Annotated in this window: 20 protein-coding genes; 15 read left to right on the top strand and 5 right to left on the bottom strand. The window is 65.7% G+C overall.

Translation table 11 applies throughout. The features are described from left to right. Positions 1-129 precede the first annotated feature (129 nt). Positions 130-1,125, top strand: coding sequence for a nucleoside hydrolase (locus AC3ANU_RS17410; RefSeq protein WP_488314950.1), 996 nt, complete (start codon positions 130-132; stop codon positions 1,123-1,125). 274 nt (positions 1,126-1,399) lie between these two features. Here the strand turns inward: AC3ANU_RS17410 and AC3ANU_RS17405 are convergent, their stop codons facing one another. Both AC3ANU_RS17405 and AC3ANU_RS17400 read right to left on the bottom strand, forming a co-directional pair. Beyond that, the gene (locus AC3ANU_RS17405) at positions 1,400-2,182 is read right to left on the bottom strand and encodes a GntR family transcriptional regulator (protein ID WP_488314949.1); all 783 of its coding nucleotides are present in this window, start codon (positions 2,180-2,182) and stop codon (positions 1,400-1,402) included. Between the two features lie 146 nt (positions 2,183-2,328). Next, positions 2,329-3,612, bottom strand: coding sequence for a GAF domain-containing protein (locus AC3ANU_RS17400; RefSeq protein WP_488314948.1), 1,284 nt, complete (start codon positions 3,610-3,612; stop codon positions 2,329-2,331). 171 nt (positions 3,613-3,783) lie between these two features. Here AC3ANU_RS17400 and AC3ANU_RS17395 point away from each other — a divergent pair, with 171 nt between their 5' ends. Continuing rightward, positions 3,784-5,583 (top strand): NAD(P)-binding domain-containing protein, encoded by a 1,800-nt coding sequence (locus AC3ANU_RS17395; protein ID WP_488314947.1) that lies wholly within the window; start codon positions 3,784-3,786, stop codon positions 5,581-5,583. 14 nt (positions 5,584-5,597) lie between these two features. Continuing rightward, positions 5,598-6,653 (top strand): 2,3-butanediol dehydrogenase, encoded by a 1,056-nt coding sequence (locus AC3ANU_RS17390; RefSeq protein WP_488314946.1) that lies wholly within the window; start codon positions 5,598-5,600, stop codon positions 6,651-6,653. An 84-nt stretch (positions 6,654-6,737) separates the two neighbouring features. Here the strand turns inward: AC3ANU_RS17390 and AC3ANU_RS17385 are convergent, their stop codons facing one another. After that, positions 6,738-7,805 carry a LacI family DNA-binding transcriptional regulator gene (locus tag AC3ANU_RS17385; protein WP_488314945.1) on the bottom strand — a complete coding sequence of 356 codons (1,068 nt, stop codon included), beginning with the start codon at positions 7,803-7,805 and terminating at the stop codon, positions 6,738-6,740. A gap of 197 nt (positions 7,806-8,002) precedes the next feature. Here AC3ANU_RS17385 and AC3ANU_RS17380 point away from each other — a divergent pair, with 197 nt between their 5' ends. The 11 genes from AC3ANU_RS17380 to AC3ANU_RS17330 all read left to right on the top strand — a co-directional run bounded on the left by AC3ANU_RS17380 (position 8,003) and on the right by AC3ANU_RS17330 (position 19,674). Further along, on the top strand, positions 8,003-8,485 hold the full coding sequence (locus AC3ANU_RS17380; protein ID WP_488314944.1) for a hypothetical protein: 483 nt from the start codon (positions 8,003-8,005) through the stop codon (positions 8,483-8,485). Positions 8,486-8,529: 44 nt separating this feature from the next. Next, positions 8,530-9,690: a substrate-binding domain-containing protein gene (locus tag AC3ANU_RS17375; protein WP_224084342.1), complete on the top strand. Its 1,161-nt coding sequence runs from the start codon at positions 8,530-8,532 to the stop codon at positions 9,688-9,690. 56 nt (positions 9,691-9,746) lie between these two features. Further along, positions 9,747-11,255 carry a sugar ABC transporter ATP-binding protein gene (locus AC3ANU_RS17370; protein WP_018770471.1) on the top strand — a complete coding sequence of 503 codons (1,509 nt, stop codon included), beginning with the start codon at positions 9,747-9,749 and terminating at the stop codon, positions 11,253-11,255. A gap of 3 nt (positions 11,256-11,258) precedes the next feature. After that, positions 11,259-12,245, top strand: a complete 987-nt coding sequence (locus tag AC3ANU_RS17365) for an ABC transporter permease (protein ID WP_224084344.1) — start codon at positions 11,259-11,261, stop codon at positions 12,243-12,245. 5 nt (positions 12,246-12,250) lie between these two features. Further along, positions 12,251-13,405 carry a Gfo/Idh/MocA family protein gene (locus AC3ANU_RS17360; RefSeq protein ID WP_488314943.1) on the top strand — a complete coding sequence of 385 codons (1,155 nt, stop codon included), beginning with the start codon at positions 12,251-12,253 and terminating at the stop codon, positions 13,403-13,405. Continuing rightward, on the top strand, positions 13,402-14,223 hold the full coding sequence (locus AC3ANU_RS17355) for a sugar phosphate isomerase/epimerase family protein (RefSeq protein ID WP_488314942.1): 822 nt from the start codon (positions 13,402-13,404) through the stop codon (positions 14,221-14,223). Before AC3ANU_RS17360 ends, AC3ANU_RS17355 begins: the two co-directional genes overlap by 4 nt. A gap of 65 nt (positions 14,224-14,288) precedes the next feature. Continuing rightward, positions 14,289-15,461 carry a levoglucosan dehydrogenase gene (locus AC3ANU_RS17350; protein WP_018770467.1) on the top strand — a complete coding sequence of 391 codons (1,173 nt, stop codon included), beginning with the start codon at positions 14,289-14,291 and terminating at the stop codon, positions 15,459-15,461. Positions 15,462-15,528: 67 nt separating this feature from the next. Then, positions 15,529-15,849, top strand: a complete 321-nt coding sequence (locus AC3ANU_RS17345) for a putative quinol monooxygenase (protein ID WP_488314941.1) — start codon at positions 15,529-15,531, stop codon at positions 15,847-15,849. A 253-nt stretch (positions 15,850-16,102) separates the two neighbouring features. Beyond that, positions 16,103-17,341, top strand: a complete 1,239-nt coding sequence (locus AC3ANU_RS17340; protein WP_488314940.1) for a beta-propeller fold lactonase family protein — start codon at positions 16,103-16,105, stop codon at positions 17,339-17,341. A 192-nt stretch (positions 17,342-17,533) separates the two neighbouring features. Next, complete coding sequence (locus AC3ANU_RS17335; RefSeq protein ID WP_488314939.1) at positions 17,534-18,787, top strand: S8 family serine peptidase; 1,254 nt, start codon at positions 17,534-17,536, stop codon at positions 18,785-18,787. Between the two features lie 38 nt (positions 18,788-18,825). Beyond that, positions 18,826-19,674, top strand: coding sequence for a class I SAM-dependent methyltransferase (locus tag AC3ANU_RS17330; protein WP_488314938.1), 849 nt, complete (start codon positions 18,826-18,828; stop codon positions 19,672-19,674). Positions 19,675-19,691: 17 nt separating this feature from the next. Here AC3ANU_RS17330 and AC3ANU_RS17325 read toward each other — a convergent pair whose 3' ends face one another. After that, positions 19,692-19,922, bottom strand: a complete 231-nt coding sequence (locus tag AC3ANU_RS17325; protein WP_231377438.1) for an HNH endonuclease — start codon at positions 19,920-19,922, stop codon at positions 19,692-19,694. A gap of 66 nt (positions 19,923-19,988) precedes the next feature. On the opposite strand from AC3ANU_RS17325, the gene AC3ANU_RS17320 reads away from it, so the two are divergent. After that, positions 19,989-20,495: an SRPBCC family protein gene (locus AC3ANU_RS17320; RefSeq protein WP_051081402.1), complete on the top strand. Its 507-nt coding sequence runs from the start codon at positions 19,989-19,991 to the stop codon at positions 20,493-20,495. On the opposite strand, the gene AC3ANU_RS17315 is transcribed toward AC3ANU_RS17320, so the two are convergent. Then, entirely contained in the window at positions 20,460-20,762 is a 303-nt protein-coding gene (locus tag AC3ANU_RS17315) for a YciI-like protein (protein ID WP_018770461.1), read from the bottom strand. The two genes, AC3ANU_RS17320 and AC3ANU_RS17315, sit on opposite strands and share 36 nt — an antisense overlap. Between the last annotated feature and the right edge of the window lie 4 nt (positions 20,763-20,766).

The following is a 20,766-nucleotide window of genomic DNA, read 5'->3' as shown; positions in this document are numbered from 1 at the left end:
ATGGCCCTCAGTGCTGGATATCAACGAGGAGCGCCACGTTGCCAAGGGAGTATTACCGGCGGTTGAACAAATACAGTTCTTCTGACTTGTTCTATTCACGAGTGTTAATGTGTTGCGAAGGAACCTATTGTGACTGCCCCCGTTTACCTGGACTGCGACACCGGCATCGACGACGCCCTCGCCCTGGCCTACCTGCTCGCCTCGCCTCTTGCTTCCGTTGTGGGGATCGGGACGGTGAGCGGGAACGTCAGTGCCGCCGTCGGGGCCCGGAACACTCTTGACCTGCTTTCGTTGGCTGGCTCTGATTCTGTGCCGGTTGCCGTCGGTGCGCACGATCCGTTGGTTGGCTCCTTTGGCGGCGGGTCGCCATGGGTGCATGGGGAGAACGGTGTTGGGGAATTTGTGCTGGCTCCTTCTGCTGCCTCTGTTGTTGCCGAGTCCGCGGCGGAGATGCTGGTGCGGCTGGCCGGCACGTATCCCGGTACCTTGCGGGTGGTGGCGATCGGGCCGCTGACCAACATTGCCCAGGCGTTGCGGCTGGAGCCTGCGCTGCCGTCCCTGGTGGAGTCCGTGACCGTGATGGGCGGGGCCGCGCTGGCCCCGGGGAACATCACGCCCGTGGCCGAGGCGAACATCTGGCACGACCCCGAGGCCGCCGCCCTGATGCTGTCCGCCGCCTGGGACGTGACCCTGGTGCCGCTGGACGTGACCATGGCGTCGGTTCTGGAGGAGTCCCACCGGCAGGTGCTGCTGGCTTCTGCTGCGTCGGTGCCGCGGGCGCTGGGGGAGATGCTGGGCTACTACTTCCGCTTCTACGAGGGCACCTACGGCCGGCCCTGCTCCGCCATGCACGATCCTCTGGCGGCGGCGCTCGCCGTTGGCGCTGTGAAGCCTGCGCTGGCACCCGTGGTGCGTGCCGCCGTCGACACCTCTGACGGGCCCGGCCACGGGCAGACGGTGTGCGACATGCGGAGGCTGTACGCGGGGTACCCGGAGGTGAAAAGCGCGCGGTGCCGGTTGGTCCTGTCGCTCGAGGAGGATTTCGCCCCGCACCTGATGCAGACGCTGCTCAGCCACTTCGAAAATGCTCCACTGCCAGCGATATGCGACGAGGTCATCGCGTAGCCTTCCGTCCGGTTCGCTCTCTGGCCTCGGCGTTCAGCGCTTTCGTGGAACGTTGTTGCGGACGTCGGCTGCCTGGGCTTCGTCCAGCAGCCACCGCTGGTGCTTCGGATGATCAGGGTTTTTTCCGGAGATAGTCACGAACGATCAGTCCCGGGCGCTGCTCATCGGTGTAGCCCAACTCGCGAGCCAATTCCGCGGGTGTGTAGGTAGCCATGGCTCAGTGTATGCGTGACCGATAAGGACGAACGGGACGCAGGCGCGCTGAGGCTTGGGGTCAGGACTGGAACTGCTGCATCACCGAAAGATGGCCTGCCTTGGCGGAGACCAGGCACTTGGCCAGGTAGAACGGCCGGTTGCCCTGCCGCACGTACTGCGTGAGGACCAGTACCGGGTCCGACGGGCGCAGGTCCAGCAGCTTCGCCCGGCTGGGCCCCACCTGGCTGAGGCTGATCTGGCATTCGCCCGGCCCGGCCAACCTGCCCAGCTGCTTGTTGAGCGCGGCAAGCAAAGTGGTGCCGCCGTCGTCCTTGATCTCAAGGGGCGCGGCGAGGCCCTTGCCGAAGCTGACCGGCTGGGCCGTGACGTTCTCCTGCAGGTGGGCGATGGCCTCGCCGTCGCGGATCAGGACAGATTCCCACAGCCAGCAGTCGGTGCCAGGCTCCACGCCGATGCCGGGGGCGACGAACTCGGACGCGGCCTGGCGGATGGCCTGGGTGCGCTTGACCTCGAGCGTCTGTCCGGGGCCGGCGAGGACTTCCTCGAAGGGGCGGATGCGTTCAATGCCGATGCGGGGGAGCGTGTCCGAGACGAAGCGTCCGACGCCGCGCCGCGCCCTGATCAGGCCGTCCTCCTCCAGGAGCATGAGGGCCTCGCGGACCACCGTGCGGCTGACCTTCATGTCCGCGCCGAGTTCCGTTTCGGTGGGGATCATGCAGCCAGGGGTGAGGAGGCCGTTGCGGATGGCCTCGGCGATGCGCGAGTACACCGCCACACGCAGCGGCGAGCCGGGCTGGGCGGCCACCGGCTGGGACAGGAACCGGGCGGCGTCCTGGTGCACGTTTAGCCTCGCTTTTGTGGTGGTGGTCCGGGGATTTCCAGCCTACTTCAACGTCCGACGCGTTTGTTGGACAAGTGGAAGCCCGTTCAACCGACGAACACAATTACCGGGCTCCTGCCAAGCTAAATTACGGCGTCCGGGCAGGCTCAGCCAAAGAACGCACAGGAAGCGCGGAACGCCGAATACCGGGGATCACCGCGCCCCATCAGCTGTCCCAGAGCCTCCACCGCCTCAATATCGGCAGCACCCATGTCCGTGGACAACCACCGCATCAGCAGCCCGGCATCCCCATTGGCCCTTACCGCCGACCCAACGGCCAGGTTCAGCTGGTCCCGCAGCAGCTGCACCGCCAGGACGCCGGACCGGCTGAGCAGCGGAGCGGTGTAGGCCTCCAGCGCCTCGGCCACGCGGCCCTCGTGCAGCAGCCGCAACACCCGCCCCGAGTCCGAGCACCCAATAAGTCCGGCAGCAAGCCGGTACGGGTTTGACTCCACCGCATCGCCCAGCATCGACCGCACCCGGAACATCTCGGTGCGGATGCCCTGCGGCGTTCCAACATCGCCGTGCAGCTCGTAGGCCAGCTCGTCCGCGGACCACCCCTGCCTGCGGGAATCCAGCAGCGCCAGGATCTCCGCCCGGCGCAGCGTCAGCGGCACCCGGCTTCCGTCGGCAAAGACAGCGGCTGGCCGGTCGCCCAGGAGATCCAGCCGCTGCACCGCAACACGGGGCAAGACAGGCTGCCGCGACGCACGCACGGAAGATGACGCCCCCAGGGAGGCGCCGTCGTCGGGCGTTCCCAGCAGCGACTCCGCCACCCGGACCGCGCACCGCACCATCCGAAGCGTGTCCGCGCTGATGGTGTCCAGCGGCCCGGAGACATCCAGCACGCCCACTAGCTCACCCGTCAAAGGGTCCGTAATGGGCGAGGCCGTGCACGCCCAGTCGTGGTGGGTGCGGACCAGGTGCTCGGCGGAGAACAGCTGCACCGGGCCGCCGTTGACCAGTGCCTCGCTGATGGCGTTGGTGCCGATCCCCGCCTCGGACCAGTCCGCACCTTCCGAGAACTCCAGCCGGTCCGCCCGGCGCAGGGCCTCCCGGCTGCCCACCCGCCACAGAATCTCCCCGGTGGCGTCAGTGAGCACCAGCAGGTGGCGGCCGGAACTGGAATCGTCGGCCAGCAGGTCCTGCAGCGCAGGCATCACCCGCTGCAACCGGTGCTCGCGCCGCAGCTGAACCACCTCGGACGGATCGTGCACGTGCCGCGGGCTGTGCTGGTCCGGGCTGATGCCCAGCGCCATGGACCGTCGCCACGATTCCGCCAGCGGTGTGGGGATCTCCGGGCGCGGGACACCGGAGATCACCAGTTCATGGGCGCGGCGCAGGGCACGCGCGTACTTCGCCGGGTCCGAGAACCTCAGGCCGTAGTCCACCGTCTCCTCCTCACCGCCGGCGTCCTTGCCGGCAGCGCCCGTGTAACGCGCTTGTTACCCCCGCCGCGTTCCAATAGTGATGCAGCTCACGACCGCCCCAGCATACCGCAGGGACCCCGGCGGGATGGAGCCGCCCGGACCACCTGAGGGACCGCACACAAAGGAGTGGAGATGACCGAAACACCCACCGCCGCCGCGCAGGCCTGGCTGGCCCGCCTGGATGGCGCCCTGCAGCGCCGCGACGTGGACGCCGCGCTGGACCTCTTTGAGGAGGAAAGCTACTGGCGCGACTTCGTGGCGTTCACCTGGAACCTGAAAACGCTGGAAGGCAAGGCGGACATCCGCCGGATGCTGGAAGCCACGCTGGACCATGTTCAGGCCGCCGGCTGGGCGCTCGCGGAGGATGCCACCGGCAACGCGGGCCGGGACGGGACCGTGGAAGCCTGGATCACGTTCGAGACCGGCGCCGCCCGCGGCTACGGCCACCTCCGGCTGCGCAACGGCAAATGCTGGACGCTGCTCACCACCATGCAGGAGCTGAAGGGCTTCGAGGAGAAGAAGGGCCCGCGCCGCGAGCAGGGCGTGGCGCACGAGATCATCCGCGGCCGCCGCTCCTGGAAGGAGCTCAAGGAGGAGCAGGAGGCGCGGCTGGGCTACGAGGAGCAGCCCTACTGCGTGATCATCGGCGGCGGGCAGGGCGGCATCGGCCTCGCGGCGCGGCTGCGGCGGTTGGGCGTGCCCACCATCGTGATCGAGAAGAACCAGAACCCGGGCGACTCCTGGCGCAACCGCTACAAGTCCCTGCACCTGCACGACCCCGTCTGGTACGACCACCTGCCCTACCTGAAGTTCCCGGACGACTGGCCCGTTTTCGCCGCCAAGGACAAGATCGGCGACTGGCTGGAGCACTACACCCGGATCATGGAACTGAACTACTGGTCCGGCACCGAGTGCGTGGGCGCCGAGTACGACGACGGCACGCAGGAATGGGCGGTCAACGTCCTCCGCAACGGGTCACCAGTGACCCTCCGGCCCAAGCAGCTCGTCTTCGCCCTGGGCGTCTCCGGCTACCCGAACATCCCCGCCTTTGACGGCGCCGAGAGCTTCCTGGGGGAGCAGCGGCACTCCTCCCAGCACCCTGGCGGCGGGGACTGGACCGGGAAGAAGGCCGTGGTGATCGGCTCCAACAATTCCGCCCACGATATCTGCGCCGACTTGTGGGAGCACGGCGCCGATGTCACCATGGTCCAGCGCTCCTCCACGCACATCGCCCGCAGCGAATCCCTGATGGACCTGGCGCTGGGGGACCTGTACTCGGAGAAGGCGCTGGCCAACGGCGTCACCACCGAGAAGGCCGACCTGCACTTCGCGTCCCTTCCGTACCGGATCCTGCCCGAGGCACAGGTGCCGGTGTACCAGGAGATGGCCAAGCGGGACGCGGAGTTCTACTCCCAGCTGGAGGCCGCCGGCTTTGAGCTGGACTTCGGCGTGGACGGGTCCGGCCTGTTCCTGAAGTACCTGCGGCGCGGCTCCGGCTACTACATCGACGTCGGCGCCTCCCAGCTGATCATCGACGGCCGGGTGAAGCTGAAGAACGGGCAGGTTTCCAAGATCACCGGCAACGCCGTGGTGATGGCGGACGGCACCGAGCTGGAGGCCGACCTCATTGTCTACGCCACCGGCTACGGGTCCATGAACGGGTGGCTGGCGGACCTGGTCTCGCCCGAAATCGCGGACCGCGTGGGCAAATGCTGGGGCTACGGCTCAGACACGCCAAAAGACCCTGGTCCGTGGGAGGGGGAGCTGCGCAATATGTGGAAACCAACCAACGTCCCCAACCTCTGGATCCACGGCGGCAACCTGCACCAGAGTCGGCACTACTCCTCCTACCTGGCGCTGCAGCTTAAGGCCCGGATGGAGGGGCTGGAGACGCCGGTGTACGAACTGCAGCCCAGCCACCACACCCGCTAAAGGAAGAACCCATCATGAAGGCAGCCCGATTCCACGCACAAAAGGACATCCGCATCGAAGACATCCCGGAACCCGAACTCCGGCCCGGGGCGGTGAAGATCGACGTCGCGTGGTGCGGCATCTGCGGCACCGACCTGCACGAGTACCTGGAAGGCCCCATCTTCTGCCCGGCACCCGGGCACCCGCACCCGCTCTCGCACGAGGAATCCCCGGTGACCCTGGGGCACGAATTCTCCGGGACTGTCTCCGAGGTGGGCGAACGGGTGACGGGCCTGGCGAAGGGGGACAACGTCGTCGTCGAACCCTACTTTGTGGACGGGACCTGCGACATGTGCCAGGCGGGCAGCTACCACCTGTGCCGGCAGATGGGCTTCATCGGGCTGTCCGGCGGCGGGGGAGGGCTGAGCGAGAAGATCGTGGTGGACCAGCGGTGGGTGCACCCCATCGGGGATATTCCGCTCGATGAGGCGGCGCTGATCGAGCCGCTGTCCGTGGCGCACCACGCGGTGGCGCGCAGCGGCGTGAAGGCGGGCGACACGGCGCTGGTCGGCGGCTCCGGGCCCATTGGCCTGCTCACCGCCGCGGTCCTGAAGGGCATGGGGGTAACCACGATCATCAGCGAACTCACCCAGGCGCGCAAGGAGAAGGCCACCTCCAGCGGCGTGGCGGACCACGTCCTGGACCCCAGCAAGGAGGACGTGCCGGAGCGGGTGCGGGAGCTCACCGGCGGGACGGGCGCGGACGTCGCCTTCGAATGTGCCGGCGTGAACGCGGTGCTGGACACCATGCTCGACTCCGTCCGGCCCGCCGCCGTGGTGGTCAACGTGTCCATCTGGGGCGCGCCCGCCACCGTGGACATGCAGAAGATTGTGCTCAAGGAGATCGACCTGCGCGGCACCATCGCCTACGTCCGCGACCATCCCGCCGTGATCAAGATGGTGCAGGAGGGCAAGGTGGACCTCAAGCCGTTCATCACCGGCCGGATCGCGCTGGAGGACCTGGTGGAGCAGGGCTTCGACACCCTCATCAACCACAAGGACACCGCGGTGAAGGTGCTGGTGCACCCGTAGGGGCCGGCGGGCGGGTGCCCGGCATGGGAGGAAGGACGACGGCGGGACGCAAGTGCCGCCGTCGTGCTTCCCTTTGCGAGCTTTCTACTTGCGGGAGGCTGCCTGGCGGGCGCTGTTGCGCACCACCAGGGTGGGCGGGATGGGCGTGCGGTCCACGTCCCGCCCCTCCATGGCGCCGATGAGCACCTCGGTGCTCATCAGCGCCAGCGCGTTGAAGTCCTGCCGCACGGTGGTCAGGGGAGGCAGGAAATAGTCAGACCCCTCAACGTCGTCGAATCCCACGATGCTGACATCGTCCGGAACCCGGATGCCGTTTTCGGTGAAAGCGCGGATCAGCCCCAGCGCAGTGTGGTCACTGGCGGCGAAAATGGCCTGCGGAACCTTCCCCTCGCGTACCAGCCGGAGGCCCGTTTCATAGGCCCACTTGGGGCTCCAGTCGCCTTCGATGCACAGCCCCGGCTCCAGCCCCGCATCCCGCAGTGCCGCTTCCCAGCCACGCTTGCGGACCCGTCCATCGAACCAGTCCATGGACCCGGCAATATGGGCGATGTCCGTATGGCCCAGGTCTATGAGGTGCTGGGTGGCAAGCCTGGCGCCGAGTTCCTGGTTTTCCGAGTAGGTGAAGACATTGGGAGTCGAGGAGGCTCCGGCGGCGATCATCTCCACCGGTACACGGCATGTGGCGTTCCAGACGGCTGCCGCCATATCCACAACCGGCGCGATGACGATGATCCCTCCCACGCCGCTGTCGTCCAGGCTGTCGAGGGCGTCCTGGACAGACTCTTCGTAGGGTTTCTCGACGCTGATGACCGTTGTGGCGAAGCCCTTCTTCCGCGCAACGTTTTCAAGCGCCAGCAGCGTTCCCACGGGGCCGAACCGCGGCGAGCCGTCGGAGAGTATGCCGATGGACGTCGAGCGGTTGGTGACCAGTGCGGTGGCTGCCCGGTTCCGCCGGTAGCCGATGTCCTTGATGATCTGGAGAACGCGTTCGCGGGTTGAGGCGCTGACGTCCGGCGCGTCGTTCAGGACCCGCGAGACAGTGCCAAAGGAGACGCCCGCCATCTGCGCCACATCGTTGATGGTGGGTTTCCTGCGCGACGGCGCTGCCGGAGGCCCGTCATTGCCCTCCCGGCGGACTGCCATGCCTGCCATGCCTCTCCTTGTCCTGCGCTGTGCGAGCTGAGCCTGGGACAGCTGTGAGCCCGCTTAAGCTTACGTCCCTGCCCCCGCAACAGCCTGCCATGTGATCGTTGACACGCGCTCCGTTAGCGTTTACGCTAATTACCGTAAACGTTCACGGAAGCTTCGTAAACGTTCACGGGGCAAATTTGGACTAGAGAGTGAGCGGTATGAGCGACACAATCGCGGCCGCTCTTTCACTCAATCCAGGGACCAGCTTCCGGAACGTCGATGAAGCCCAGTGGGCTCATTTTGAGGTACTGCTTACGGGCGCAGCACGTGATGATCTCGCAGCAGCTGTCCGCACTTTTGTCCCCGCCGGTTCCTCGGCAGTTATCGGCGTATTCGATGACAACATCCTGTGGGCAAGCCTGGTTGTCTCCCTCGACCAATCCGGCACGCCTGTGTCACTGACGACCATCCAGGGGTCAGTAGTCCAGGCCGCCGGTGGCATGGCAAAGGTGGCAGGGGAGGCTGTGCGGTGGGTGCAAACCCACCACGGGCCGTGTTCATTGGGCCTTTTCGTAGACAAGGTCCACGCGGAAGCCTTCGTGAAGGCTGCCGACAAGGCGGCCGCTGTCCGCACAGCCGCAGCCGCAGGCGGCCTTGTCCTGTCGCCGGTTCCCCCTGCCCTCGCCATAGCGCTGGCCTGACTCAAACAACCACACCACCCATTCCAAACAAGCACTGGAGAACAATGATGATCCGCAGGCTTCCCCTGGTGGCCTTGGCCGCAGCTCTGTCCCTTTCCGTCGCATCCTGCAGCAGCTCAGCAGCGGGCACCTCCAATGCCCCTGATGCCGGCGTTTCCGAGAAGGCCCAGCAGGCCCTCGACAAGATCAAGGGACAGGTCATGAGCAAGGGTCCCAACGGCGAAACTCCGTCCCCGGCCTCCGCTGCGGACCTGACGCCCGAAGAGATTGGAAAAATCAAGGCACTCAATGCCAAAGCCGCCATCGTGATGCACTACGGCGGCAACGACTGGGCCAACGCCCAGACCAACGGCCTCAAGAGCGAGTTCGAAAAGCTCGGCATCCAGGTGATTGCCACAACGGACGCCAACTTCAAGCCGGACAAGCAGGTCTCGGACATCGAGACCGTGATGACACAGAACCCGAACATCATTGTGTCCATCCCCACCGACCCCGTGGCCACCTCCTCGGCCTACAAGAAGGCCGCTGCCGCCGGAACCAAGCTCGTCTTCATGGACAACATCCCCCAGGGACTGACCGCCGGCAAGGACTACGTTTCGGTCGTTTCCGCCGACAACTACGGAAACGGCGTCGTCTCCGCACACCAGATGGCCAAAGCCATCGGCGGCAAGGGCAAAATCGGGCTGGTTTTCCACCAGGCTGACTTCTTTGTGACCAAGCAGCGTTACCAGGGCTTCAAGGAAACGATCACCAAGGAATACCCCGGGATCCAGATCGTCGAGGAGAAGGGGATCGCCGGTCCGGACTTCGCCGGTGATGCGCAGGCAGCCGCAAACGCCATGCTGAGCAAGTACGCCGACCTCTCCGGCATCTGGGCGGTATGGGATGTCCCGGCCGAAGGTGTCATGGCTGCCGCCCGCGCCGCGGGCCGGCCGGACTTGAAGATCGCCACCGAGGACCTCGGCAAGAACGTCGCCATCGCGCTGGCCAAAGACCAGCTCGTCGTCGGGCTCGGCGCCCAGGTTCCCTTCGACCAGGGCGTCACTGAGGCCCGGCTGGCCGCAGGCGCCCTCATCGGCAAGCAGGCACCGGCCTACGTGGCGCTGAGCGCACTGCCGGTGGACCACTCCAACGTCCTGGAAGCCTGGAAGCAGGTCTACCACGAGGACGCCCCCAAGGACATCCAAGAGTCCTACAAGAAGTAGCCAGAGCCGACCGTGCGGGGGCTGCAATGCCCCCGCATGGTCCCGAAAGGGCAACAATGAACACCGCAGACAATGCCGTCGAAATGCGTTCGATCTCCAAAGGCTTCAATGGCGTCTCCGTGCTGAAGGACGTCAGCTTTGACGTCCGGAAGGGCGAAGTCCACGCCTTGGCAGGCGGCAACGGCGCCGGAAAATCCACGCTCATGAAGATCCTCCAGGGCGTTTACCAGATGGACGCGGGTGAGATCCTCATCGGCGGGAAACCCACCGTCATCAACTCGATCCAGGAAGCCAAGGCAGCGGGCATAGGCATGGTCTTCCAGGAATTCAGCCTGGTACCCAGCCTGACCGTGGCCCAGAACATTTTCCTTGCCGCCGAGCCACTCGGTGCGGGCGGGTTCATTGACGACAGGGCCTCGGTCCGGCGGGCCAAGGAGATCTTCGCCGACATGGAGGTCGATGTAGACCCCCAGGCTGAGGTCTCCCGGCTGGGTACCGCGTACTGGCAGCTGACCGAGATCGCCAAGGCACTCTCGCAGAATGCCCAGGTGCTGATCATGGATGAGCCCACCGCCAGCCTTGCCCGGCACGAGTCCGAAGCGCTCTTCGAACTGATTGACCGGCTCAAGCAGCGCGGGATTTCCATCATCTACATCTCCCACCGGATGGACGAGGTCTACCGGCTCGCGGACCGGATCACCATTCTCCGTGACGGCCGCCGGCTCCTGACCGAACCCTTAAGCGCGGTGACGCCCGAACAGATCGTCGAAGGCATCGTTGGCAAGAAAATCGAAGGCCAACTTGCCTACCGCGAGCGGGCGGACGTGGCCCATGGGGGAGCACCCCTGCTGGAGGTCCGCGGCCTGAACGTCGGGCGGCGGGTGAAGGACATCTCCTTCACGCTTCGGCCCGGCGAGATCCTTGGGCTGGCAGGGCTCATGGGAAGCGGGCGCACCGAACTTGCGCGCGCCCTGTTCGGCATCGACCGGCGTGACAGCGGTGACATCCTCATCCGGGGGAAGAAGAGCACCCTAGCCTCACCGCAGCAGGCCATCGACGCCGGCATTGCCCTCATCCCCGAGGACCGGCGGGCGCAGGGCCTTGTCCTGGACCATTCGGTCCGCGACAACCTCCTGCTGCCGCTGCTGGGCCAGATTCAGCGGGGACCCCTGCTGGACGGTGCCAAGGGCAAGGAATTGTCCTCGTCCCTGATCAAGAAGTTCGCAGTCAAGGTGGCCCACCCCCACCGTCCTGTCCGGCTGCTCTCCGGTGGCAACCAGCAAAAGGTGGTCATCGCTAAGTGGCTGGGCACCAACCCGGACATCCTCATCCTCGATGAACCGACGGCCGGCGTCGACATCGGCACCAAGAGCGAAATCCTGGACATGATCCGCGAACTCGCCAGTGCCGGCAAAGCCGTCATCGTCATCTCGTCCGAGTACCCCGAACTACTCGCGGTCAGTGACCGCGTCCTCGTCCTCAAGGACGGCTCCGTCATCCGTGACATCCCCCGCAGCGAGATCGCTGACGAGGAATATCTTCAACTTGCAGTCCAGGGAGTCTGACCAGTGAGCAACGCAAACACCATCACCCCGCGCGAGGCCGCGGTACCCCGCAATTTCGGGTCCATGCTGAAAGAGCTGGACTGGCGGCGCTACGTCATCTACATCGGCTTCGTCGTCGTCTTTATCTTCTTCGCCGTCCTGCTGCGGGACCAGGGCTTCCTGTCCCCGCAGAACCTCCTCAACATCTTCCGGCAGACGGCCACCATCACGGTCATCGCCGTCGGAATGACGTACGTCATCTCGTGCGCGGAAATCGACCTGAGCGTGGGCTCCGTGGCAGGCCTTTCCAGCGTCTGCACGGCCATGGCCCTGGCACAATGGGGCCTGGTCCCCGGCATCCTCGCGGGCCTCGCCGTCGGACTCGTGGTGGGCTCCGTCAACGGTGCACTCGTCAGTCTCCTGGGTATCCCTTCCTTCCTGGTGACACTGGGCATGCTGGGCATCGCCGTCGGTGTGGCGCAGTGGATCACCGCCTCGGCCCCGCAGCCGATCCTGGACGACACCTTCAACACGCTGTTCGGGTCCGGAGACTTTGGCCCGGTGCCCGGCCTGGTGGTCTGGAGCGCAATCTTCGTCGCCATCGGCGCCGTCGTCCTGAACCGCACCAGGTTCGGCCGCCAGGTCCTCGCAACGGGCGGTAACCGCAACGCTGCCGAGTTCACCGGCATCAACACCAAGCGCATCAAATTCCAGGTGCTCCTCATCTCGGGCATGGTGGCCAGCGTTGCCGGCATGCTGTACGCCGGCCGCCTCCAGTCCGGCCGGTTCCAGTGGGGATCGGGCGATGAGCTCTCCGCGATCGCCGCCGTCATCCTGGGCGGTACCAGCCTCTTCGGCGGATTCGGCTCCATCATCGGAACGCTCTTTGGCGCCCTTCTGATCGGCCTGATCAACAACGGACTGATCCTGGCCGGCCTGGACAGCAGCCAGCAGCAGGTGGTCCGCGGCGCAATCATCATCCTGGCCGTCGCACTGGCCCGGAAGAAGTAGCACCCGTGGCTTCCCAACTACGCGCCGGAATTATCGGAACAGGCTTCATGGGTTCCGTCCACGCCCACGCTGTTCGTGCAGCTGGCGGTGACGTCATTGCAGTCGCCGGACGCACCCAGGCTTCTGCCGAAGCCGCGGCATCCGCGCTCGGTGCCCGCTTCGCAGCCGAATCCCCGGAAGCGCTGATCGCACGAGCAGACGTGGACGTGGTCCACATCTGCACCCCGAACGCCACCCACTCCGACCTGGCACGCAAGGCCATTGCGGCAGGAAAAGCCGTGATCTGTGAAAAACCCCTGGCCACCAGCGTGGATGATGCCCTGGAGCTGCAAGCCCTCGCGGACCAGGCCGGCGTGGTCACCGGTGTGCCATTCGTGTACCGGTTTTATCCGGCTGTCCGCGAGGCACGCGACCGCATCGGACGCGGCGACGCGGGCAACCTGTGGCTCCTGCACGGCTCGTACCTGCAGGATTGGCTGGCCGGCGCAGAATCCACCAACTGGCGGGTGGATTCGACCATCGGAGGAGCCTCCAGGGCCTTCGGTGACATCGGCGTCCACTGGTGCGACCTCATGGAATTCACCACCGGGCACAGAATCACCAGGCTCGTGGCGAGGACCAGCCGCGCGTACGACCAACGCGAAACCGGCGGGCAGTTGTCCTCCGTTGCCACCGAGGACGGCGCCACGCTCCTGTTCGAGACGGACAAGGGCGCCACAGGGTCCCTGGTGGTCAGCCAGGTCAGTCCCGGCAGGAAGAACCGCCTCTGGTTCTCTTTCGACGGAACCGAAGCATCATTCAGCTTCAACCAGGAACAGCCGGACACCCTGCACGTGGGCCGCATCGACTCACGCTCCGAAATCCCTGTCGGCCCGCAAACACTCACCACCCCGGGCGGCCGGCGGTACGCCAAACTTCCCCCGGGCCACCCGCAGGGATACCAGGACAGCTTCAACGCCTTCGTCGCAGACGTCTACGCGGCTGTCCACGGTCAGGAACCCGCTGGCCTGCCCACCTTCCGCGACGGACTACGCGCAGCACTCCTTACCGAGGCGGTCGTAGCCTCGGCTGCCCAGCAGCGGTGGGTCGACGTTCCCCACACAGACAACCTCATCGGATCACTCAGATCTTCCCCGGCAGCTGAAAGGCAGAAGCAATGAAACTCGGTTACTGTTCCATCACCTGGGGCGGCGTGGTCGGCCACCCGCAAGGCGTGACGAGCGTGAAGGACCTCTTCTACATGGCCCATGGGTCCATGCGGGACGCCGTCCAGGACATCGCATCAGTCGGATACCAAGGTGTTGAAATGTTTGACGGCAACTTGGCCGAATACGCCGACAAGCCCGAAGAACTTAAAGAGATCTTGAGCGGCAACAGCATCGAGCTGACCAGCGTCTATACCGGGGCGAACTTCATCTACGCCGACATACTTCCGGACGAGCTGCACCGGATCCGGCGTGCCGCCGAGCTGGCTGGCAACTTCGGAGCGGAACGGCTTGTCGTGGGAGGCGGGGCACGCCGCGCGGCCGGCACCACCGACGAAGACTACCGCCGGCTCGGCGACGCGCTGGACCAGGTAACGGACATCGCCGAAAGCTTCGGGCTGTCGGCAAGCTACCACCCGCACCTGAGCACCATCGTCGAGAGCCCGGACGAGCTGGAGAAGCTGATGCCGCTCACGCGGATCGGCTTCTGCCCGGACACGGCCCATCTTGCTGCCGGCGGGGCCGACCCAGCCGCCGTCATCCGCAAATACCCGGACCGTATCCGGCACGTCCACCTCAAAGACTTCCAGCAGGACCCCTTCAACTTCCTCCCCCTGGGGCAGGGCGAGCTGGACTTCCCGGACATCATCGCCGCAATCCGGGAAAGCGGGTATGACAGCTGGCTCATGGTGGAGCTCGACAACTACGACGGTGACCCCCGGGAAGCCGCGGCCCTCAGCAAGAAGTACCTCGAAAAGCTCCTCTCTCACTAATTTTTCAACCGCGGGGACTGCCCCAGACGGCAACTGCCCCGCCTTCCGGAAGGAACACGATTCACATGCAGAACCTCAACGTCGGCCTCATCGGAGGCGGCTTCATGGGCAAGGCCCACTCGCTGGCTTACGCCGCCATGCCCATGTTTTTCTGGCCCGCACCAGCCATGCCGGTCCGAAAAGTCATTGCGGAAGCCAACCCGGATCTCGCGGCGGAGGCGGCCCGCCGCTTCGGGTTCGAGAACTCCACAGCGGACTGGCGCAGCATCATCGACGATCCGGACATCCACGTGGTGGACATCGCCACGCCCAACCACCTCCACGCCGAGATTGCCATCGCCGCCGCCGAAGCAGGGAAGCACATCATCTGCGAAAAGCCCCTGGCGCGTACGGGCGAAGAATCCAAAGCGATGTACGACGCGGTCAAAGACAAGAACATTGTCCACATGGTCGCCTTCAACTACCGGCGCACGCCCGCCGTCGCGCTGGCAAAGAAATACATCGAAGAAGGGGCAATCGGACAAATCCTCAACTTCCGTGGCACCTACCTGCAGGACTGGAGCGCCGACCCCAACTCCCCGCTGTCCTGGCGCTTCCAGAAATCCATCGCAGGTTCCGGCGCCCTCGGCGACATCGCAACGCACGTCATTGACATGGCGCGCTACCTGGTCGGCGAGTTCAGCGCCGTCAATGCCCTCCTGTCCACCTGGATCCCCGAGCGGCCGCTGCAGACCGGTGGCGCCGACGCGCTCGGCTCCGTACGCGGCGGTGAAGGCCCACGCGGCCAGGTTGATGTGGACGACGAGGTCATGACCATGATCCGCTTCGCCAACGGCGCTGTGGGTTCGGTGGAAGCAACACGCAATGCCCACGGACGGAACAACTACATCACCTTTGAAATCCACGGGACCGAAGGAAGCATCGTCTTCAACTACGAGCGGCGGGATGAACTGCAGGTCTGCTTTGCATCCGACCCGGGTGACCGCCGGGGATTCCGCACCGTTTACACCGGGCCCGCACACCCCTACGGAGAAGGACTCTGGCCCATCCCTGCCCTCGGCATTGGATACGGCGAAACGAAGATCATCGAGGCGCACGACTTCTTCAAGGCCATTGCGGAAGGCGGCAGCGTCAGCCCGAGCTTCGCCGACGGCTACCAGGTGGCCCTCATCGATGACGCAATCGTCGAGTCCGCTGCAAAAGAAGCGTGGGTCGAGGTTCCGCAGATCGACGCATGACCAAAAGGGAGGGGCGGCGGCCATGCCGCCCCTCCTGCCGGCACAGGAGCACCCCAGGAGGTAAAAATTGGGACAGACAACGGTCAGCCAGGTAGAAGCGCAAGCCTGGCTAATGCCAGTGTTCACCGCAAAAGCAGGGCGCGAAGCCGCGCTTCATGAAGCACTCATGGGGCTTCAGTCCGCGAGCCGAAAAGACGCCGGATGCCTGGAATACACCGTCTTCTCCGATGGTCAAAGGCCAGGTACTTTCATCCTTTTTGAGGGATGGGCCCGCCGCGCCGACCTCGCCGCCCACCACGAAGAAGACCACGTAAAGGAATTCGTGAAAGGGGTGCAGTCACTGCTGGCCGAACCGTTCTCCGTAACCCCCATCACCCCGCTTACGTGACACTAAACGGCCCTCCCAAGCGGAGCGAAACAGGTAGTTGCAGCCCAAAAGACAGGTACCGGCCAACGGTGACCTTGGGGTTGCCCGGTCTATAGACTCCGGCTTGAGCAGGTGATCTTCGTCCGGGCCGCAACGCCCGCGCCACAACAGGATTTGCTCTCGAAATGGGGGAAACGTGATGCAGCTACTGAGCACAGGGTCCGGGCGATACCAGGGTTCACCTTCATCCGCTGCCCGCCTTCGCGGCCGGAGTGTGGCACTTATCGGGACGATCCTGGCGGCCCTCATCCTGGCGGGCACTATCCCTGCAACCGCTGCAGCCACGGTGACCTCCACCATTCCGGTCGGCTCAAGCCCCAGGGACGCCGCGTTCACCCCGGACGGATCGAAAGCCTACGTCACCAACTGGGAAGCCGGCACGGTGTCGGTCATTGATGTCGCGTCGGGCACGGTGGCTTCCACGATCCCGGTCGGGGCGGGTCCGCTGGGTGTTGCGGTGGCCCCGGACGGGTCGATTGTTTACGTCACCAGCGGGGATTCCAACGCGGTGTCGGTCATCGACGTGGATTCGGGGACGGTGGCTTCCGCGATCCCTGTCGGGGCGGCTCCGTTCGCCGTTGCGTTTGCCCCGAGCGGGTCGATTGCCTATGTCACCAGCGGCGGCAGCGGTTCAGGCACGGTGTCGGTCATCGATGTGGCCTCGGGCACGGTGGATTCCGCGATCCCGGTGGGGCCGCTTCCGAATGCCGTCGCGTTCGCCCCGGACGGGTCCAAGGCCTACGTCACCAACGGGCAGGACTCCAACATGGTGTCGGTCATTGATGTCGCCTCGGGCACGTGGACCTCCACGATCCCGGTCGGGTCATCTCCCACGGGCGTGGCGTTCACCCCGGACGGGTCAAAAGCCTACGTCGCCAACAACGAGGGCGACTCCGTATCGGTCATCGACGTTGCGTCGGGTACGGCGACCTCCACCATCCCGGTCGGGTTTGCCCCGGACAGTGTTGCGGTCGCCCCGGACGGGTCGGCGGCCTACGTCACCAACTCCGGTGCCGACACGGTGTCCGTCATCGACGTGGCCTCGGGGACGGTGACCTCCGCCGTCACGGTCGGGACGCATCCGACCGGTGTTGCCGTGTCCCCGGACGGGTCGGCCGCCTACGTCGTCAACACCGTTTCCAACACGGTATCGGTCATCACCGTGGACGCAGCACCGCCGGTGTTCACCGCGGCCACACCGCCCACCAAGGCGAACACGCGGACCGCCTACAGCTACACGTTCGCCGCCACGGCTGCCCCCGCCCCCTCCTTCCACGTGTCCTCCGGTGCACTGCCTGCAGGCCTGAGCCTGGATGCGGCCACGGGTGTCCTGTCCGGCACCCCGGCCAAGGCCGGCAAGTTCACGTTCAGGGTGACCGCCGCCAACGGTGTCAGCCCCCATGCGGTTACGGACCGCATCACAATCACCGTGACCAAGGCGAAGGCCCGCTGAGCGGACACGCCACGGTCGTCGAACAGCCCCGTAGGGCGGGCGGACGCAGGGCTGGAAGGAACGACGACGGCGATACGCAAGTGCCGCCGTCGTCCTTCCTGCCCTGCCTGCTGGCCACAGCCCGGGTGGCCGGGAAAATATCAAGGGGCTTTCCCCCTATCCAGCCGGGCCACGCGCGCGGAAGATAAGCCCATGAAAAAGCTTGTGCTGGCGAGCTTCGCCGCCCTTCTCCTGGTTATTGGCTCCTTTCTGGGCGGTGTGGTCCCCGGCAACGCCGCGGCCGACCCTGCCATCACTGCAGGGCAGATCCTGGTCAAGTTCCGCGACAATGCCGCCGCCGCAGGCGCCCTCAGATCGCACGGGCTGACCGACGGGCCCGACGTCGGCAGCACCGGCGCGCACCTGATCACCGTGCCGGCAGGGAAGGAGCTGCAGCTGGTCGAAGCGCTGGGCCGGAACCCCGCGGTGGAATACGCCGAACCGGACTATGTGGTCACTCCGGCCTCGGACGACACCTACTTCCCCAGCCAGTACGCGCTGCAGAACACAGGCCAGTCATTCACGAACACTGCCGGTACCGTGACCGTAGGCAAGGGCAAACCTGACGCGGACGTGGACGCGGTCGAAGCCTGGACCGTCACCACAGGTACCGGGATCCGGGTGGCTGTCCTGGATTCCGGCGTCGCGATGGACAATCCCGACATCAACCCGAAGGTCGTGGCGCGGACCAACTTCACCACGTCCAGGAGCAACGACGACAACTACGGCCACGGAACCCACGTCGCCGGAATCGTTGCCGCCACCGCCAACAACGGCATGGGCGTGGCCGGCGTGTGCCCGGGATGCAGCATCCTGGCCGGGAAAATCCTCAGCGACACGGGGATGGGATCAAGCTCAGGCCTGGCGAACGGCATCAACTGGGCCGTCAAGAACGGCGCGAAGGTCATCAACATGAGCCTGGCGGTCGGCGCGTCAACCACCCTGGAAACTGCGGTCAATAATGCCTGGAACGCGGGTGTGGTGCTGGTTGCTGCGGCCGGCAACGGTGGGAACACCTCCATGAATTACCCGGCCGCGTACGCCAATGTCATTGCCGTGGGCGCAACCGACAACAACGACACGAAGGCGACATTCTCCACCTATGGCACGTGGGTGGACGTGGCAGCGCCGGGGGTCAGCGTTTACTCCACCTTCCCCAACCACCGGTTTACCCTTGCCAGGGAGTACAACCGTTCCCAGGGGTATGACATCGGCAGCGGCACCTCGATGTCCTCGCCTGTTGTCGCCGCGGTGGCCGCGCTCGCCCGCAGTGCCAACCCCGGCGGCACCACCTCGGACATCCGCGCAAAGGTCGAATCCACCACCGACGCGGTTGGCGACATCGGGAAGGACTGGGCCCATGGCCGGGTTAACGCCTGCAGAGTGGTCGGGGCGCTAGGTTGTTGACCCTTCCGGCGGCGTGGAGCCCGTTGTAGGGTCGTGGCGTGATCGTCCCCGATATCTCCCAGAACGCCGTGGCGGTGGCGGATCACTACGACGAGCTAGACCCCATCTATCGCCGGGTCTGGGGCGAGCATGTCCATCACGGCCTCTGGGTGACCGGCCATGAGACACCCGGCGAGGCCGTCGAGGCGCTGGTCGAAACAGTTGGCGACCGGCTGGGGCTGATGCCGGGCCAGGCGTGCCTCGACATCGGCTGCGGTTACGGCTCCACAGCGAGGCGGCTCGCAGTGACACGAGGTGTCCGGGTCACCGGCTTCACGCTGTCCGCTGCGCAGGCCCGCTACGCCGCCGCGCATGGTGTACCGGACGTGGACATCCAGGTCCGCGACTGGCTCGCCAACGGCCTTGACGACGCCTCGGCCGACGCGGCCTGGGCGATCGAGTCGAGCGAGCACATGGTGGACAAGCCCAGGTTCTTCGCCGAGGCGCACCGCGTGCTGTCACCCGGCGGCCGCTTGGTCATCTGCGCGTGGCTGGCCGAGACCGATGCCAGCGGGTGGAAGGTCCGCCACCTGCTGGAGCCGATCTGCCGCGAAGGGCGCCTGCCCTCGATGGGCACGCGCGAGGAGTACGAGGCGATGGCAAGGGCGGCGGGCTTTGCGGTCGCCGGCTATGAGGATGTCAGCAGCCGCGTCGCCCGGACCTGGCCGATCTGCGCCGGCCGGCTCGTGAAGTTGTTGCTCACCGACGGCGAGACACGCCGCCTCGCCCTTGGCGCACGCAACCGCAACTCGTTTCTGGGCATTCCCCGCCTGATCCTGGCCTACCGCACCGGTGCGATGCGATATGGCATATTCACGCTCGCCAAGGCTGCGGAGAGCGGGCCGTAGCCCGCACGCCAACTGCCTCAGGGCAGCGGCTGCCGTTCGCCCACGCTGACGGAGGACGACGGCGGCAGGTACTCACGCCGTCGTCGTTCCATCCGCCGCTGCTGGCCCGGAGACGGAATATGCGCACGCTTGGCCCGGTTGCACCTGGCGCAGGCCGCCACGAAGTTCTGCAGACTGGTGGAACCGCCCTTGGACCACGGGTAAAAGTGGTCGCCGTGCTCGGCCGGGCCAAGAACGACGGCGGCCACGCCGGGGACTTCGCCGATCAGGGGCAGCCGCCGTCAGAAGAAGAAACTGTCTGTAAGGATGGACCCATGAATGAGAGCAGCATCCGCCAATTCCAGGAATCCATCACCATCAAGGCATCAGCCGAGACCCTCTACAACCTGGTCTCCGATGTCACCCGCACCGGTGAGTGGAGCCCGGTCTGCACGTCGTGCTGGTGGGACGACCAGGACAGCGCTGGCCAACCCGGCGCCTGGTTCACCGGGCATAACGAGCTCCCGAACCGGACCTGGGAGACCCGCTCGCAGGTGGTGGCTGCCGAACGCGGCCGCGAGTTCGCCTGGGTGGTGGGCGGCAAATTCGTCCGCTGGGGCTTCACGCTCACCCCCGCAGCCGACGGAACCATCCTGAGCGAGTCGTGGGAATTCCTGCCGGAGGGAATAGCCATGTTCAAGGAGAAGTACGGTGAGGCGGCTGACGCCCAGATCGCCGACCGCACCCAGCAGGCGCTGGACGGCATTCCGAAAACGCTCGCCGCTATCAAGCGGATTGCGGAGGATTCAGGGGTGGACGGGGGTGGCCGCCTCTTTTCCTAGCACCGTTGTCCAGGGGCGGGCGGTCCAGGACGTCACGACGCCAGCTTTGACGTAGGGATCGGCGGCTGCAAAGGCCTTTGCCGCCTCGAGTGCGTTCTCGCCGGTGAAGATCAGCAACCCGGTGAAGGGTCCGTCACCAACGGCCCCGCCCAGCAGAAGCTCGCCGCGTTCCACTGCTTCCCAGCCCGCCTTGAGGTGGTCTGAACGGTATTGTCCGCGGGTCTGAAGGTAGTTGTCCTCGTAGGTGTATTCGAGCACGGCGTGCATGTGG

It is taken from the genome of Arthrobacter sp. SDR-2R (assembly GCF_057747955.1).
The sequence above is the reverse complement of the archived record's forward strand: the minus strand, read 5'-3'. Positions and strand labels throughout refer to the sequence as shown.